This is a genomic window from Martinezella lusitana, from assembly GCF_900094565.1.
GTDB lineage: Bacteria > Pseudomonadota > Alphaproteobacteria > Rhizobiales > Rhizobiaceae > Rhizobium > Rhizobium lusitanum.
The window spans coordinates 20,634-35,299 of the sequence record NZ_FMAF01000029.1 but is presented as its reverse complement, the minus strand read 5'-3'; the positions used below and the strand labels follow the sequence as shown (position 1 = coordinate 35,299).

Genomic DNA, 14,666 nt, shown 5'->3' with positions numbered 1-14,666 from the left:
TCAAAATATAGGGTCGTGAGAAATCGATTCCAGAAATACTTGAATCGGATACTACCGGCATTTGGTTGAAAAATAGGTAACTCACCCGTCGAAATGCAAAGTAACTTCAAGAACCCGAAGAACAGCGCGGCAGAGCCGCAAGAGACAGCAATTGCCGTGCTCGGCTGGCTGGCCAACGAACCGGATATGTTCGGCCGCTTCCTGGCGCTCACCGGCGTCGAGCCGGCGCAGGTGCGCAACGCCATCAACGAGCCGGCCTTTCTTGCGGGCATGCTCGACTTTCTGATGAACCACGAGCCGACATTGCTGGCTTTCTGCGAGGCCAGCGGCATTCCGCCGGAAACCGTCGCGGCCGCGTCGGCGCATTTCTCGCCGCCCGGCCTTGCCTCCGGAGAATATTGACCATGGATGCCCCGCTCCAATTCGACACATCGCATATCCGCCTCAAGGACCGGCCGTTGATCGTCTGCGATGTCGATGATGTCGTTTTGCATTTCTTTGCGCCTTTCCTGCTCTTCATCGATGCTGAAGGCCATGAATTCCTGCCGCGTTCCTTCAGGCTTACGGGCAACATCATTTCCAAGGCCGATGGAGTGGCGCTTGAAGAAAAGGACGTTCATCGGTTGATCGAAGCATTCTTCGAGGCGCAGGAGCAATGGCAGACGCCGCTTGATCGCGTCACCGATACCCTCGGCGATTTTTCGAAGGACGCCGACATCGTTTTTCTCACGGCCATGCCGCCGCAATTCTGGGCTCAGCGACGCCGGCTTCTCGACAGGCTCGGCCTCGCCTATCCGCTGCTCGCATCGCTGCAGCCGAAAGGGCCGATCGTGCGGTCGCTGCATGGAAGGCGCGCACTGCCGGTCGCCTTTGTCGACGACATGGCGCACAATCTGCATTCGGTCGGCGAGCATGTTCCGGATTGCCTGCTGATCAACCTGAAGCCGGATTCCATCGTCCATCGCATGGCGCCGGCCGCTGCGGCGGGCATCCTCGCGGCAAACGAATGGAGCCAGGCAGCACCGCTGATCCAGGCCCATATCGTCCGCTGAGACCGCCGGCCCCACCATCAGAGAACAAGGCGCATCAGAGGCCGCCCATCCTTGCGCTTCGCGATCTCGGAAAATCCGGCCGTCTCGAATATGCGCTGCGAGCCGACATAGAGGCCGACCGACTTCGATTGCTTCGTGCGTTCGATGGGACAGCCCTCGAGCAGGCGAGCGCCGGAAGCCTTGGCGAAATTCATCGCCTCCGACAGCATGCGATGGCTGTATCCTTTGCCGCGATCATGTGAATTCATGAAGAAGCAGCTCACAGCCCAGACCGAGCGATCCTCGGCATCGGCCGGATCGAGCGGCCGTGACACCGTTTTTGGAGAATTCCATTGCGGCAACTCCGAGCGCGGACCCACCTGCACCCAGGCAACCGGGCGCTCGCCGACATAGCCGAGAAGACCCGGCGGCGGTCCGGCCGCAACGCGCTCCTCAATGAACCGCTTCTTCGCCGCCCCGTCCATCGTCTTGCGTTGTGACGTCGGAATGCGAAAATGGGTGCACCAGCAGCCATAGCAGGCGCCGCTCGGCCCGAAGAGTGTCTCGAAATCGCCCCAGCGATCCGGCGTCAATGGTCGCACACTTAAATCCTGCACCCCTTCCCCCTCCGCTGTTTTCCACCTTGAGACTCGCAAGCTTAGAACATAAGGTAGCGATGTTCAATTTTTGTTCTCGCTTGATGACCCCTGTGCCCGATAAGATTTCCGGTTTCTGTCGCGATTGCTTGAGCGAGCAATCGGCCGTGCGGACGCGCTGCCGGGCCTGCGGCAGTCCTCGCCTCGTCTATCACCGCGAACTCTATGCGCTGACCCTGGCGCACATCGATTGCGACGCCTTCTATGCATCGATCGAGAAGCGCGACAATCCGGAACTCGCCGACAAGCCGGTCATTATCGGCGGCGGCAAGCGTGGCGTCGTCTCCACTGCCTGCTACATCGCCCGCATTCATGGCGTGCGGTCTGCCATGCCGATGTTCAAAGCCTTGGAGGCGTGTCCTCAGGCCGTCGTCATCCGCCCGAACATGGAGAAATATGTTCGCGTCGGCCGCGAGGTTCGCACGCTGATGCAGGAACTGACGCCGTTGGTGCAGCCGCTTTCGATCGACGAGGCATTTCTGGAACTCGACGGCACGCAGCGGCTTCACCACGATCCGCCGGCCCGCATCCTGGCGAAATTCGCCCGGCGCGTGGAGCAGGAAATCGGTATCACCATCTCGGTCGGCCTCTCCTATTGCAAGTTCCTCGCCAAGGTCGCCTCCGACCTGCAGAAGCCGCGCGGCTTTTCCGTCATCGGCCAGGAAGAGGCACTCTCATTTCTGGAGCCGCGCCCGGTAACGACGATATGGGGTGTGGGCAAAGCCTTTGCCGCAACGCTGGAAAGCGACGGCATCCGCACCATAGGCCAGCTGCAGACCATGGAGGAAGGCGATCTCATGCGCCGCTACGGGGTCATCGGCCAGCGGCTTTCCCGCCTGTCGCGCGGCATCGACGACCGCACGGTGCATCCGAACGAAGCGGCAAAGAGCGTATCGTCGGAAACGACCTTCTTCGAGGACATCTCCCGTCATGACGATCTGGTGCCGATCCTGCGCGACCTTTCAGAGAAGGTCTCGCGCCGGCTGAAGCGCAGCGACATTGCCGGCCAGACCGTGGTGCTGAAGCTGAAAACTGCCGACTTCAAGGGCCGGACCCGCAATCGCCGCCTGGAGGATCCGACGCAGCTTGCCGATCGAATTTTCCGCACCGGCCTGCGCCTGCTTGAAGCCGAGACCGACGGCACGAAGTTCCGCCTCATCGGCATAGGCGTCACCGATCTTTGCGATGCGGCCCGCGCCGATCCGCCCGATCTGATCGACGAACAGGCAACACGCCGTGCCGCGGCCGAAGCGGCGATGGACAAGCTCAGAGAAAAGTTCGGCAACAAGACGGTCGAGACAGGTTACACTTTTGGCGGTAAACGCGAGAGATAACAAAGCCTTACGATATAGTCACCATACAGTGATACTCTTGCGCGCCGGCGGATGACCGCGCTCCCCGCGCGAATATTCGCGTTAGAAAGATCTGATTCAATCTTTTTTGGTAAATTTCTATTAGCACTTAGTCTCTGTGATTTCCGAACGGCGCGGATCCGCCGTCGATTGTGTTTTGCGTACGGGTTCCTATGCGTCTATCGGCTGTATCGACCATCCTTCTTGCCTCCCTTACGATCTCGGGCTGCGCCGCCAGAGGCGAGCGCGAAGCCGCGCAGACCAGCGCGCCTTCGAAAGAAATGACCAGCTCGATCGCAAAGAGCCAAACTCCTACGCCGTCGGTCGAAATCGGCGAGACGGTCTCGCGGGTTGAGCGGCAGCAAGCGCTGGTGACCTCGCTGCCGGCGGATCCTCGGCCGGAGGCGTTCCTGCCGTCAAACCAGGGTGGAGATGAGGTTCCGCTGCCGCTGCAACGGCCGCTCGCCATGCTTTCGCCGGCAAACCCGATGCCCCGCGCCATGCGGCAGCAGCCGATGCAGATCTATTCCCATCAGTTCCGCGATGCCAAGCCGATCAACTTCGGCACAACGTCGCCAAGGAAACTGGCCGTGCATGGCGTCGACGTCTCGCGCTGGCAGGGCGACATCGACTGGGAAACGTTGCGCACCCAGGGTGCCAATTTCGTCTACATCAAAGCGACCGATGGTGGCGACCACCTCGATCCGATGTTCAAGAAGAACTGGCGTGCCGCTCAACAAGCTGGCCTGAAGCACGGTGCCTACCACTTCTTCTATTGGTGCCGTACCGCCGGCGAGCAGGCCGACTGGTTCATCCGCAACGTTCCGAGAGAAGCAGGAGCCCTGCCGCCGGTGATCGACGTGGAATGGAACGGCGAATCGAGCTGCAAGCGGCGGCCGTCGCGCGAACAAGTCCTGGCGAAGATGCAGGTCTTCATGGACAAGCTGGAAAAACACTACGGCCAGCGCCCGATCGTCTATACGGCTCCGGATTTCTATCGCGACAACCTGCGCGGCGAATTGCTCAACTATCCCTTCTGGCTGCGCTCCGTCGCTGCCCATCCCTCCAAGGTCTATCCCGGTCGCAACTGGCTGTTCTGGCAATATTCCGGCTCCGGCGTCTCGCATGGCGTCGACGGTAGGATCGACCTCAACGCTTTCCACGGCAGCGCGGAGGAATGGCATAACTGGGTGGCGTCCAGCGTGCGCTGACGCTTCCACTCTCTGCCAACCGATTGCCGCCGAAGCAGGGCCGATTGTCCCGCTTCGGCGCTACGGCAGATGATCAACATAACAAGGAAGCATCTGGTTTTCGGCGAACCGATAAAGCGCTTCTTTTCATCAAGTCTTCCTTAAACTTAGACGTCTAACCTTAGCCGATACGAGTATTGCGTTTTTGGTTCGTGTGTCTATGAAGCCGTTTTTGTTGCTTGGGCTTGGGCTGCTCTCAGCCTCTGCCCTTTCCCATCCTTCCTTTGCCGCGTCGGATGCGCGCACCCTGCAGATCGTCGTGTCGAAGGACAGGCAATCGCTTGCCGTCTATGACGGTGACCAGGTCGTGGCGACATCGAAGGTTTCGACCGGCAAGCCCGGCCATACGACACCGAGCGGTATCTTCTCCATCCTGGAGAAGAAGGTTTATCACGAGTCCAATCTCTATTCGGCCGCGCCCATGCCCTACATGCAAAGGCTGACCTGGTCAGGCATTGCGCTGCACGAATCCAACTCGGTTCCGAACTATCCGGCCTCTCACGGCTGCGTGCGCATGCCCAAGGCCTTTGCCAAGATGCTCTACCAGATGACCGAGCGCGGGGTGCATGTCGTCATCGCCGACCGGCCGCTGGTGCCGCAGCCTTTCGAAAGTAGCATGCTGTTCCAGCCGCAAGCTGCTCCGCCTCCGGCTCTGTTCTCAGGCATCGAATTGCGTCCCATGACGGCAAGCTTCCTGCCGCAGGCACAGCCGCTGCAGGTCGCCACGAACGACGTCGCCTCGATCCAGATCCCGGCGGCGCAAGCAAGTCTCGCTCCGCCCGTCGATCAGTCGCCACTCAGTATCCTGATCACCCGGCGCGGATTGCGCGAGAATGTTCGCGATCTTCAGGGCCTGTTGAACGGCATGGGCTTTGCGGCCGGTACGCCGGACGGCATGCTCGGGCCGGCGACCGTGCAGGCGATCGAAGACTTCAGAAAGGCACATGACATCAAGACGACGGGCGGACTTGTCAGTCCGGCACTCATGAAGGCTGTCTATGCCGCAGCCGGCAAGGGCGAGCCGCCGAACGGCGCGATCATGATTCGCCAGAGCTTCAAGCCGCTCTTTGAGGCGCCCGCCATCATCGCCGAGCCGCAAGAGGCGCTTGGCGTGCATTTCTTCACCGCCAATACGATCGACCGCATCAGCGGCAAGGCCGACTGGTTTGGCATGACCCTTGACGACGATCTTACCAGGGAGGCGAAGAAGCGGCTCGGCATCACCAGCGAGGCGCAGGCACAATCGCTCGATGCCGCCGGACAGGCGCTTGGCCGTATCAGCATTCCCGACGAGGTGCGCCACCGCATCGAGGACCTGCTGACACCGGGTTCGTCGCTGACGATTTCCGATACCGGCGTCGGCCCGGAAACCGGCAACGAGACCGATTTCATCACCATCACCAATGGCGGCGCGCTCGGTAAAAGAGGCTAGACCAGTTCGACATCGATGACGCCGGGCGCCGTTCTCAATGCGGCGGCGATTTCCGGCGTGATGCGGTATTTTTCCGGCAGCGCCACCTCGACCTCGCGCATGCCCTCCTCCTTGATGACGATGAAGGAGACGAGGCCATCGCCCTTGGTGTTGAGATGGGCCGCAACCGCTTTCAGCGGCCCGGAATCGCGGACATAGACGCGTAGCGCCTTCTGCATCTGCAGCGACTTTTCTTCCAGCGACTGCGCCGTCTGCAGACGCAGGCTGATGCCTTCCGGGCGCTCGTCCGCCTGGGCGGTGATGACGAAGGATTTGCCGACTTCAAGCACGTCGCGATATTGATTGAGCGTTTCCGAGAAGAGCACGGCTTCGAACTGGCCTGACGCATCCGAGAAGACGAAGATGCCCATTTTATTGCCGGTGCGCGTCTTGCGTTCCTGCTTCGAGATCACCGTGCCGGCGAGGCGACCGTTACTCGCCCCCTGCTTCACCGCAGCGGAAAAATCGGCGAAGTTCTGCACGCGCATCTTGTCGAGCACGCTCTTGTAGGTATCGAGCGGATGGGCGGTCAGATAGAAGCCGAGCACCTGAAATTCGCGCAGCAGGCGCTCCGAGGCAAGCCACGGCGTATAAGGCGGCAATGCGATCTTCTCAGGCCCGGACGCAGCGCTTCCGAACATGTCGTGCTGACCGCTGCGCTTGTTTTCCTGCGCCACTTGCGCATAACCCATGATCCGATCGATCCCGCCGATCAGCTGCGCGCGGTCGAGCTCGAAACAATCGAAGGCGCCGGCGGAAATCAGGCTTTCCAAAACGCGACGGTTGATCTGCTTCGGATCGATGCGCAGGCAGAAATCCTCGATGCTGGCAAATGGCTGATCGCCGCGCACCTCGACAATGTGCTGCACGGCGGATTCGCCGACGCCCTTGATGGCGGCCAGTGCATAATAGATGCGGTTTTCGCCGGTCTCGAAATGGCGGAAGGAGGTCTGGACCGAGGGCGCGATGACCTCGATGCCCAGGCGCTTGGCATCCTGACGAAAGTCGTTGACCTTGTCAGTGTTGGCCATATCCAGCGTCATCGACGCCGCCAGGAACTCCACCGGATAATGCGCCTTCATATAGGCGGTCTGATAGGAGACGATGGCGTAGGCGGCGGCGTGGGACTTGTTGAAGCCGTAATTGGCGAACTTGGCCAAGAGATCGAAGATGACGTCCGCCTGCCCCTTCGACACCTCGTTCTTGACGGCGCCATCGACGAAACGCTCACGCTGCTGGTCCATCTCCGCCTTGATCTTCTTACCCATGGCGCGGCGCAGAAGATCGGCCTCGCCGAGCGAATAGCCCGACAGCACCTGGGCGACCTGCATCACCTGTTCCTGGTAGACGATGACGCCCTGCGTCTCCTTCAGAAGGTAGTCGATCTTCGGATGGATCGATTCGATCTCTTCCTCACCGTGCTTGCGGGCATTGTAGACCGGGATATTCTCCATCGGGCCGGGGCGATAGAGCGCCACCAGCGCGATAATGTCCTCGATGCAGTCCGGGCGCATGCCGATGAGAGCCTTGCGCATGCCCGCACTTTCCACCTGGAACACGCCGACCGTTTCGCCACGCGAGAGCATATCGTAGGTCGGCTTATCCTCGAGTGGGATGCTGGCAAGATCGATCGCGATGCCGCGCTTGGCGACGAAATCGACGGCTGTCTTCAGGACCGTCAGCGTCTTCAAGCCGAGGAAGTCGAACTTCACCAGGCCGGCCTGCTCGACCCATTTCATATTGAACTGGGTGACCGGCATGTCGGAGCGCGGATCGCGATACATCGGCACTAGCTTGGAGAGCGGCCGGTCGCCGATGACGATGCCGGCGGCATGTGTCGAGGCGTGACGGTAAAGTCCTTCGATCTTCTGGGCGATATCGAGCAGGCGGGCGACGACCGGTTCCTTGTCAGCCTCCTCCTGCAGGCGCGGCTCTTCCTCGATCGCCTTGCTGAGCGGTGTCGGATTGGCAGGATTGTTCGGCACCAGTTTGCAGATCTTGTCGACCTGGCCGTAGGGCATCTCCAGCACGCGGCCGACGTCGCGAAGGGCGGCGCGCGCCTGCAGCGAACCGAAGGTGATGATCTGCGCCACCTGCTCGCGGCCATACTTGGCCTGCACGTAGCGGATCACCTCTTCGCGCCGATCCTGGCAGAAGTCGATATCGAAGTCCGGCATCGAGACGCGTGATGGATTGAGGAAGCGCTCGAACAGCAGCGAGAAGCGCAGTGGATCGACGTCGGTGATCGTCAGCGCATAGGCGACCAGCGAGCCTGCGCCCGAACCACGGCCCGGCCCGACGGGAATATCATGCCGCTTGGCCCATTTGATGAAGTCGGCAACGATCAGGAAGTAGCCGGGGAATTTCATACCCTCGATAACGCCGAGCTCGAATTCCAGCCGCTCCCGATAGTCCTTTTCCACATAGCCCGGCGCCATGCCGAGCGAAGCGAGACGCTGATCAAGACCCTCGACCGCCTGAGCGCGCAACTCCGCCGATTCGGCGCGATCAGCCTCTTCCTCATCATCGGCGGCGCCGGTGAAGCGTGGCAGGATCGGCTTGCGCGTTTGCAGAACGAAGGAGCAGCGCCGAGCAATCTCGACGGTATTCTCCAGCGCCTCTGGCAGATTGGAGAACAGCTTCGCCATATCGGCACGGCTCTTCAGATAGTGATCAGGCGTCAGGCGGAAACGCGTATCGTCCGAGACGATGGCATTGTGAGCGACCGCCATAAGGGCGTCGTGGGCATCGTAATCGTCGCGGGTGGGGAAAAAAGCCTCGTTGGTGGCAACCAGCGGAAGCGCATGCTCATAGGCGAGTGCGAGCATCTTTTGTTCGTGACGGCGATCATAGGTGCCGTGGCGCTGCAGTTCGACATACAGCCTGTCGCCGAACAGCCGCTTCAGCGTCAGCAGCCGGGATAGCGCCTGTGGCGCATGCCCCTCTTTCAGCGCTATATCGACCGGCCCGCCGAGCGAGCCGGTAAGCGCGATCATGCCCTCGGTGCCGATCTCCTCCAGCCACGAGGCGGTGATGTGAACGGCATGATTGCCCTCGCCGCCGAGGTAGGCACGGCTGATCAGATCGACAAGACGCTCATAGCCCCGCTCCGTGGCGGCGAGCAGGACGATGGAGGGCAGCTTGGCAAGGGCCTGTTGCGGCCCGCGCTTTTCGCCTTCGCCGCCATCCTCCATGTCGATCGATACCTGGCAGCCGATGATCGGCTGCAGCCCCTCCTCCATCGCCTTCTGGGAGAACTCCAGGGCGACGAAGAGATTGTTGGTATCGGTGATGGCAATAGCCGGCTGATTGTCGCCGGTGGCCTTGGCCAGTATCTTCTTGAGCGGCAGCGCGCCCTCAAGCAGGGAATAGGCGGAATGAACCCGGAGATGCACGAATTCCGGCGCCTCGCCAACTGGCGCAATCGCTGCACCGCTGCCACCCTTATCCGCCATCTCATACCCTTCCGCATGCCTGAATGAATCACCACCATTCTCGGCATTGCGGACGACAAAGTCCATGAGTTGCTCCCATCAAACTCGGGGGCAACGTGCTCGTATGGGAATAAAATTCACATCGCCATCATGATGAGGGAAAAGCTGGCGACGAACATCACGATGGAGGTGAATGCTGCAACGTCTCGAATGATATCGGTCATTTACGCGCTCCTTACTCGTTATGTTTCTTTTTTGTTCTATTTTTGTTCGGGAGTCAATAGATGCATCAATAAATTTCATCGTCCGATATTTCGTCTTGCCGATGGACGCTCGATCAACCCGAGGCTATGCAGGAACAAAGGGGAGATCATCATGAAATCACTGACTTATGCCGCCTTCACCCTGCTTTCGGTCGCGACCACGGCGCATGCCGGGGACGCCATTGCGCCCGACCGTATCATCGACGCGGCGATCGGCGACTGGAACAAGGACGGCAAGCCGGATCTCGCTCTGCTGGTCGCATCGGCTCCCGACGATCAAGCCGATAATCCGATCGGCATCTACATCTATCTGCGCGGTGGCGAACATGCGCTGCTGAATCTGGCAGTCAGCGCGCCGAACAAGATATGGGGCAGCGTGGGGCCTGACGGCATGGTCGGCCAGGAACCGTCGATCGCGGCGCTGCCGAACGGATCCATCACCGTCACATCGCAAAATGACAGCGTCGGACGCGACCGGTGGGAGCAGACGCTGACACTCGCCTACCGCAACAACAGCTTCGTCGTTGCCGGCTATACCTATGTGTCCCGCGATACGCTCGAACCCGATTCCGGCTACAACTGCGACTACAATGTCCTGACCGGCAAGGCGACAAAGAACGGCAAGGATATCAAGGCAGACGCCAAAACGGTCAAAATCGAGGACTGGCAGGACGACTTCGGCCAGAAAATCTGCGGAGACGGACAATAGCAAACACAGCGTTTGTTCACTATATGTTCTTTACGCGCTGCACATTCCATGGCATTGTGGTCACTTACCATCATTGGAGAGGGCCATGCTGGATCTTGCCGAGCTGAACGATTTCATTGTCATCGCCAAGGCCGAGACCTATGTCGGAGATGGCGAGAGACTGCCGTCCTGCCGAAGCGGCTCGCATGACATCGGCTATGCCAATGGCCGCTGGCGCTATCTCGACAGCTATTTCGGTGGCACGGATTTCGCCGGGCAGGAGCTGGTCTGGCATGACGACGAGCCGGTCTGGGCGATGAACTATTTCGGCCGCATCGTCGAGCCCGACCTGATCGACGGGCGAAGCGCCGGCATGGTCATCAAATCAGCGCTGCTGCGGCTCTATCTCGATGAAAAACGCTTTCTCGGCGGCTTCGAATTCGAACACGCCTTCGGCCGTTACGTCGATCGCAGCACCGGCGGCTGCGACCATTTTATCGGTCACGAGGTCATCATGGTGAAGGAGCGCAAGGCCTACGAGCTGGATTATCGCGGCGGGCTGATCGTTCCGTAACGGGCGATCAGACCTCGACCACCTTGCCTTCGCTCAATGTGACGCGGCGGTCCATGCGGACTGCGAGTTCGTGATTATGCGTGGCGATCAATGCCGCCAGACCCGACTGCCGCACCAGCGCTTCAAGGGCATCGAAGACATAATGTGCCGTTGCGGGATCGAGATTGCCTGTCGGTTCATCGGCCAGCAGTACCAGAGGCGCATTGGCGACGGCGCGCGCAATGGCGACGCGTTGCTGTTCGCCGCCGGACAATTCGGCCGGTCGATGATCGCCGCGGTGGCCGATGCGCATGTAATCGAGAAGCTGGGCGGCGCGCTCACTTGCCTCCTTGCGGGAGAGGCCGGAGATCAGTTGCGGCATCATGATGTTTTCAAGCGCCGAAAATTCCGGCAGCAGATGGTGGAACTGATAGACGAAGCCGATTTCGCTGCGACGGACAGCCGTGCGCTTGTCGTCGGACAGGCCTTCACATGCCTGACCATTGATCAGCACTTCGCCGCTATCGGGATGCTCGAGCAGGCCGGCCACATGCAGGAGCGTCGACTTGCCGGTACCGGAGGGCGCAACCAGCGCGACGATCTCGCCGCTGCGCAGGGCGAAATCGGCTCCCTTCAGGATCGATAGCTGGGTATCGCCTTGCCCGTAATGACGCTCCACGCCCGAAAGCTGGAGAACGACGTTGCCTTTCATCAAATGCGAATTCCTTATTCGTAGCGCAGCGCCTGCACCGGATCGAGCCGCGAGGCACGCCAGGCCGGAAAGATCGTGGCAAGGAAAGACAGCGTCAGTGCCATCACAACAACGGAGACGGTCTCGCTCATATTCATCTGGGCCGGCAGCTTGCTGAGGAAGTAGACCTCCGGATTGAAGATCACCGTGCCCGAAATCCAGGAGAAGAACTGCCGGATGGATTCGATATTCAGGCAGACCAGGACACCGAGCAGAACGCCGGCGAATGTGCCGACCACGCCGATGGCAGCACCTGTCATGAAGAAGATGCGCATGATCGCCCCGGACGTCGCGCCCATGGTGCGCAGGATGGCGATATCGCTGCCCTTGTCCTTCACCAGCATGATCAGACCGGAAATGATATTTAGCGCAGCCACGAGGACGATCAGCGTCAGGATCATGAACATGGTGTTGCGCTCGACCTGCAGTGCCGAGAAGAAAGTCTCGTTGACCTGCCGCCAGTCGGTCAGGAACACTTGCCGACCCGCGGCAGCCTCGATCTTCGGCCTCAACTCATCGACATCATCGGGATTGCTGACGAAGAGTTCTATCTTCTCGACGATGCCTTCGGCGTTGAAAAAGAGCTGTGATTCCTCCAGCGGCATGAAGACGACGGAGGAATCATATTCGGACATGCCGACCTCGAAGAGGCCGGAGATCGTATAAGCCTTGACGCGCGGATTGACGCCGAAGGGCGTCACATCGCCATCGGGCGCCGTCAGCGTGATCTGGTCGCCGACCGTCAGGCCCAGCTGCCGCGCAAGGCGTGTACCCACCAGCACGCCCTGCCCCGAGGCAAAGCCGACTATGTCGCCGGAGACGATATGATCGGAAACGGTTTTGAGCTTGGTCATATCCTCGGCGCGGATGCCGCGCACCAGCGCGCCGGTGCCGGAGCCGCCCCGCCCGGACGCAAGCGTTTCACCTTCCACCAGCGGCAAGGCCATGGTGACACCGGGAACAGCGGCAAACTTCTTAGCCAGCTCAGCATAGTCGTTCAACGGCGAATCGATCGGCTGCACGACGACATGGCCGTTGAAGCCAAGAATCTGCTTGAAGAGTTCGGCGCGGAAGCCGTTCATGACCGCCATGACGATGATCAGCGCGGCGACGCCCAGCATGATGCCGACCAGCGAGAAGCCGGCAATGACCGAAATCGATGCTTCCTTGCGCCGGGAGCGAAGATAGCGCCACGCGACAAGTCGCTCGAATCCGGAAAACGGACGGGATGACGGGCTGGCCTTGGGCGAATTTCCCTGCTGTTCCACTGCCACGTTCACCGCCATTCGCCTTCCATCCTGTCTTTTGTCTATCAGCCGGCCAGCCGCTTGATTGCCGCTTCGACTGTCATCGTCTCGCGAGCACCGGTCTTACGGTCCTTCACTTCCACCTCGCCGCCCGCGATCGAACGCGGCCCGACGATGATCTGCACGGGCAGGCCGATCAGATCCGCCGTCGCGAACTTCGTTCCGGCACGATCGTCGCGATCGTCAAGCAGGACATCCTTGCCGGCCTTCGACAGGGCGGCGTAGACCGTTTCGCAAGCATCGTCACAGGCTTGGTCGCCGGACTTCATGTTGATCACCACGACGTCAAAAGGCGCAACCGAAGCAGGCCAGATGATTCCGTTCTCGTCATGCGATGCTTCGATGATGGCGGGAACAAGGCGTGTCGGGCCGATACCGTAAGATCCCATGTGTACAGCATGTTCCTTGCCGTCGGGACCCTGAACTTTCGCACCCATCGGTTCGGAATATTTCGTGCCGAAGTAGAAGATGTGGCCGACCTCGATGCCGCGCGCCGAGAGGCGCTCGCCTTCGGGGATGGCGTTGAAGGCGGCTTCATCATGCATTTCCGAGGTGGCGGCATAGACCGAAGTCCACTTGTCGAAGATGCCTTTCAGGCCAGCAGCGTCATCAAAATTCGTGTCTTCGCCGGGGATATCGAAATTGACGAAATCCTTATGGCAGAAAACTTCGGATTCGCCGGTATCTGCGAGGATGATGAATTCGTGGCTGAGCTCGCCGCCGATGGGGCCGGTGTCGGCGCGCATGGGGATTGCCCGAAGACCAAGGCGGTCGAAGGTGCGCAGATATGCCGTGAACATCTTGTTGTAGGCAATCACGGCGCCTTCCTGCGTCAGATCGAAGGAATAGGCATCTTTCATCATGAACTCACGCGAGCGCATGGTGCCGAAACGCGGACGGATCTCGTCACGGAATTTCAGCTGTATATGATAGAGATTGAGCGGCAGGTCCTTGTAGGACTTGACGTAGGACCGGAAGATGTCGGTGATCATCTCCTCGTTGGTCGGGCCGTAAAGCATGGGCCGGTCCTGCCGGTCCTTGATGCGCAGCATTTCCTTGCCGTAGGCGTCGTAGCGGCCGCTCTCCTGCCAGAGCTCGGCCGTCTGCAGCGTGGGCATCAAAAGCTCGATGGCGCCGGAACGATTCTGCTCCTCGCGGATGATCTTGTTGACCTTGTCGAGCACGCGCTTGCCCAGCGGCAGCCAGGAATAGATACCCTGTGACTGCTGGCGGATCATGCCGGTGCGTAGCATGAGCCGATGGGAAACAATTTCAGCCTCTTTAGGATTTTCCTTCAGAATGGGCATGAAGTAACGAGACAGACGCATGACGCTTGTTCCAGAGGTTTGACGATTCGCCTCTGGCGGAATCGTTAGCAAATTGTGTACTGGAGGCAGTTCATAACTGCTTCGGCGCAGGAAGGAAACCCGCATTCGACGCGTAGGGAATGCGAGAAATGCCCACGAATGCGGGCGATGTGATATATTTCCGCGATTTCGAAAAATCGCACGTTTGTAAGGATTTAAGACGAAATTTCATCAACAGAAAAATTCTGCGCGACTGTAGCAAAAAAGCAAAAAAATAGATGACAAAGCTCAATCTTTGAGCTAATTTTAGCTCACAAAAGAGGCAGGAAGGTTAAATTCTTGCCGTTTCGCGGTCAAGTCTTGGGAGGATCAGATCTTAGGCGCGCTCGCTCGCTGCCCCGGTAACGGATAAGGATCACGCGATACTTTAAAACAAGGCTTATGGCCTTGTTTTTTTTTGCTTTTCGCCTTGGCTAGCTGTCTGCCAACTGGCTCGACAGACGCATCAAAAGGCTTCTTAACCAGCGCATTGCGGTCGTCGTTCATAGATTCTTTGCTTCACAAAGATGACAGGCGTGTGACAAATTGAAAGCGATCGCGAGG

The 14,666-nt window shown here is 59.6% G+C and carries 13 protein-coding genes; 7 read left to right on the top strand and 6 right to left on the bottom strand.

Translation table 11 applies throughout. The features are described from left to right. Nucleotides 1-93 precede the first annotated feature (93 nt). Both GA0061101_RS31885 and GA0061101_RS31880 read left to right on the top strand, forming a co-directional pair. Nucleotides 94-402 (top strand): DUF3572 domain-containing protein, encoded by a 309-nt coding sequence (locus tag GA0061101_RS31885; protein ID WP_092576610.1) that lies wholly within the window; start codon nucleotides 94-96, stop codon nucleotides 400-402. 2 nt (nucleotides 403-404) lie between these two features. Further along, on the top strand, nucleotides 405-1,052 hold the full coding sequence (locus tag GA0061101_RS31880) for a hypothetical protein (RefSeq protein WP_092576608.1): 648 nt from the start codon (nucleotides 405-407) through the stop codon (nucleotides 1,050-1,052). A gap of 17 nt (nucleotides 1,053-1,069) precedes the next feature. Here GA0061101_RS31880 and GA0061101_RS31875 read toward each other — a convergent pair whose 3' ends face one another. Then, the gene (locus GA0061101_RS31875) at nucleotides 1,070-1,648 is read right to left on the bottom strand and encodes a GNAT family N-acetyltransferase (RefSeq protein WP_092576606.1); all 579 of its coding nucleotides are present in this window, start codon (nucleotides 1,646-1,648) and stop codon (nucleotides 1,070-1,072) included. A gap of 83 nt (nucleotides 1,649-1,731) precedes the next feature. On the opposite strand from GA0061101_RS31875, the gene GA0061101_RS31870 reads away from it, so the two are divergent. The 3 genes from GA0061101_RS31870 to GA0061101_RS31860 all read left to right on the top strand — a co-directional run bounded on the left by GA0061101_RS31870 (nucleotide 1,732) and on the right by GA0061101_RS31860 (nucleotide 5,721). Then, nucleotides 1,732-3,021, top strand: coding sequence for a DNA polymerase IV (locus GA0061101_RS31870; protein WP_483426006.1), 1,290 nt, complete (start codon nucleotides 1,732-1,734; stop codon nucleotides 3,019-3,021). A gap of 191 nt (nucleotides 3,022-3,212) precedes the next feature. Beyond that, the gene (locus GA0061101_RS31865; RefSeq protein ID WP_037194278.1) at nucleotides 3,213-4,250 is read left to right on the top strand and encodes a glycoside hydrolase family 25 protein; all 1,038 of its coding nucleotides are present in this window, start codon (nucleotides 3,213-3,215) and stop codon (nucleotides 4,248-4,250) included. Nucleotides 4,251-4,449: 199 nt separating this feature from the next. Beyond that, nucleotides 4,450-5,721: a L,D-transpeptidase family protein gene (locus GA0061101_RS31860; protein ID WP_037194277.1), complete on the top strand. Its 1,272-nt coding sequence runs from the start codon at nucleotides 4,450-4,452 to the stop codon at nucleotides 5,719-5,721. Here GA0061101_RS31860 and dnaE read toward each other — a convergent pair. Beyond that, the gene (dnaE, locus tag GA0061101_RS31855; protein ID WP_047553392.1) at nucleotides 5,718-9,215 is read right to left on the bottom strand and encodes a DNA polymerase III subunit alpha; all 3,498 of its coding nucleotides are present in this window, start codon (nucleotides 9,213-9,215) and stop codon (nucleotides 5,718-5,720) included. The genes GA0061101_RS31860 and dnaE overlap by 4 nt on opposite strands. Before the next feature lie 354 nt (nucleotides 9,216-9,569). On the opposite strand from dnaE, the gene GA0061101_RS31850 reads away from it, so the two are divergent. Next, on the top strand, nucleotides 9,570-10,166 hold the full coding sequence (locus tag GA0061101_RS31850; RefSeq protein ID WP_092576604.1) for a hypothetical protein: 597 nt from the start codon (nucleotides 9,570-9,572) through the stop codon (nucleotides 10,164-10,166). 85 nt (nucleotides 10,167-10,251) lie between these two features. Next, the gene (locus tag GA0061101_RS31845; protein ID WP_092576602.1) at nucleotides 10,252-10,719 is read left to right on the top strand and encodes a DUF5680 domain-containing protein; all 468 of its coding nucleotides are present in this window, start codon (nucleotides 10,252-10,254) and stop codon (nucleotides 10,717-10,719) included. 7 nt (nucleotides 10,720-10,726) lie between these two features. On the opposite strand, the gene GA0061101_RS31840 is transcribed toward GA0061101_RS31845, so the two are convergent. From GA0061101_RS31840 to GA0061101_RS39620, 4 genes are all read right to left on the bottom strand, one after another. Further along, complete coding sequence (locus GA0061101_RS31840; protein ID WP_037194272.1) at nucleotides 10,727-11,410, bottom strand: ABC transporter ATP-binding protein; 684 nt, start codon at nucleotides 11,408-11,410, stop codon at nucleotides 10,727-10,729. Nucleotides 11,411-11,424: 14 nt separating this feature from the next. Next, nucleotides 11,425-12,735, bottom strand: a complete 1,311-nt coding sequence (locus tag GA0061101_RS31835) for a lipoprotein-releasing ABC transporter permease subunit (RefSeq protein ID WP_037194270.1) — start codon at nucleotides 12,733-12,735, stop codon at nucleotides 11,425-11,427. Nucleotides 12,736-12,761: 26 nt separating this feature from the next. Beyond that, the gene (gene proS, locus GA0061101_RS31830; protein WP_092576600.1) at nucleotides 12,762-14,084 is read right to left on the bottom strand and encodes a proline--tRNA ligase; all 1,323 of its coding nucleotides are present in this window, start codon (nucleotides 14,082-14,084) and stop codon (nucleotides 12,762-12,764) included. A gap of 348 nt (nucleotides 14,085-14,432) precedes the next feature. After that, on the bottom strand, nucleotides 14,433-14,609 hold the full coding sequence (locus tag GA0061101_RS39620; protein WP_167669617.1) for a hypothetical protein: 177 nt from the start codon (nucleotides 14,607-14,609) through the stop codon (nucleotides 14,433-14,435). Nucleotides 14,610-14,666 lie beyond the last annotated feature (57 nt).

Excerpts from the sequence above, each read along its gene's own strand:
- GA0061101_RS31835 (WP_037194270.1), bottom strand. The coding sequence starts at position 12,735 with ATGGCGGTGAACGTGGCAGTGGAACAGCAGGGAAATTCGCCCAAGGCC.
- GA0061101_RS39620 (WP_167669617.1), bottom strand. The coding sequence starts at position 14,609 with ATGAACGACGACCGCAATGCGCTGGTTAAGAAGCCTTTTGATGCGTCT.
- GA0061101_RS31850 (WP_092576604.1), top strand. The coding sequence starts at position 9,570 with ATGAAATCACTGACTTATGCCGCCTTCACCCTGCTTTCGGTCGCGACC.
- GA0061101_RS31865 (WP_037194278.1), top strand. The coding sequence starts at position 3,213 with ATGCGTCTATCGGCTGTATCGACCATCCTTCTTGCCTCCCTTACGATC.
- GA0061101_RS31840 (WP_037194272.1), bottom strand. The coding sequence starts at position 11,410 with ATGAAAGGCAACGTCGTTCTCCAGCTTTCGGGCGTGGAGCGTCATTAC.
- GA0061101_RS31885 (WP_092576610.1), top strand. The coding sequence starts at position 94 with ATGCAAAGTAACTTCAAGAACCCGAAGAACAGCGCGGCAGAGCCGCAA.
- dnaE (WP_047553392.1), bottom strand. The coding sequence starts at position 9,215 with ATGGCGGATAAGGGTGGCAGCGGTGCAGCGATTGCGCCAGTTGGCGAG.
- GA0061101_RS31870 (WP_483426006.1), top strand. The coding sequence starts at position 1,732 with ATGACCCCTGTGCCCGATAAGATTTCCGGTTTCTGTCGCGATTGCTTG.
- GA0061101_RS31880 (WP_092576608.1), top strand. The coding sequence starts at position 405 with ATGGATGCCCCGCTCCAATTCGACACATCGCATATCCGCCTCAAGGAC.
- GA0061101_RS31860 (WP_037194277.1), top strand. The coding sequence starts at position 4,450 with ATGAAGCCGTTTTTGTTGCTTGGGCTTGGGCTGCTCTCAGCCTCTGCC.
- proS (WP_092576600.1), bottom strand. The coding sequence starts at position 14,084 with ATGCGTCTGTCTCGTTACTTCATGCCCATTCTGAAGGAAAATCCTAAA.
- GA0061101_RS31845 (WP_092576602.1), top strand. The coding sequence starts at position 10,252 with ATGCTGGATCTTGCCGAGCTGAACGATTTCATTGTCATCGCCAAGGCC.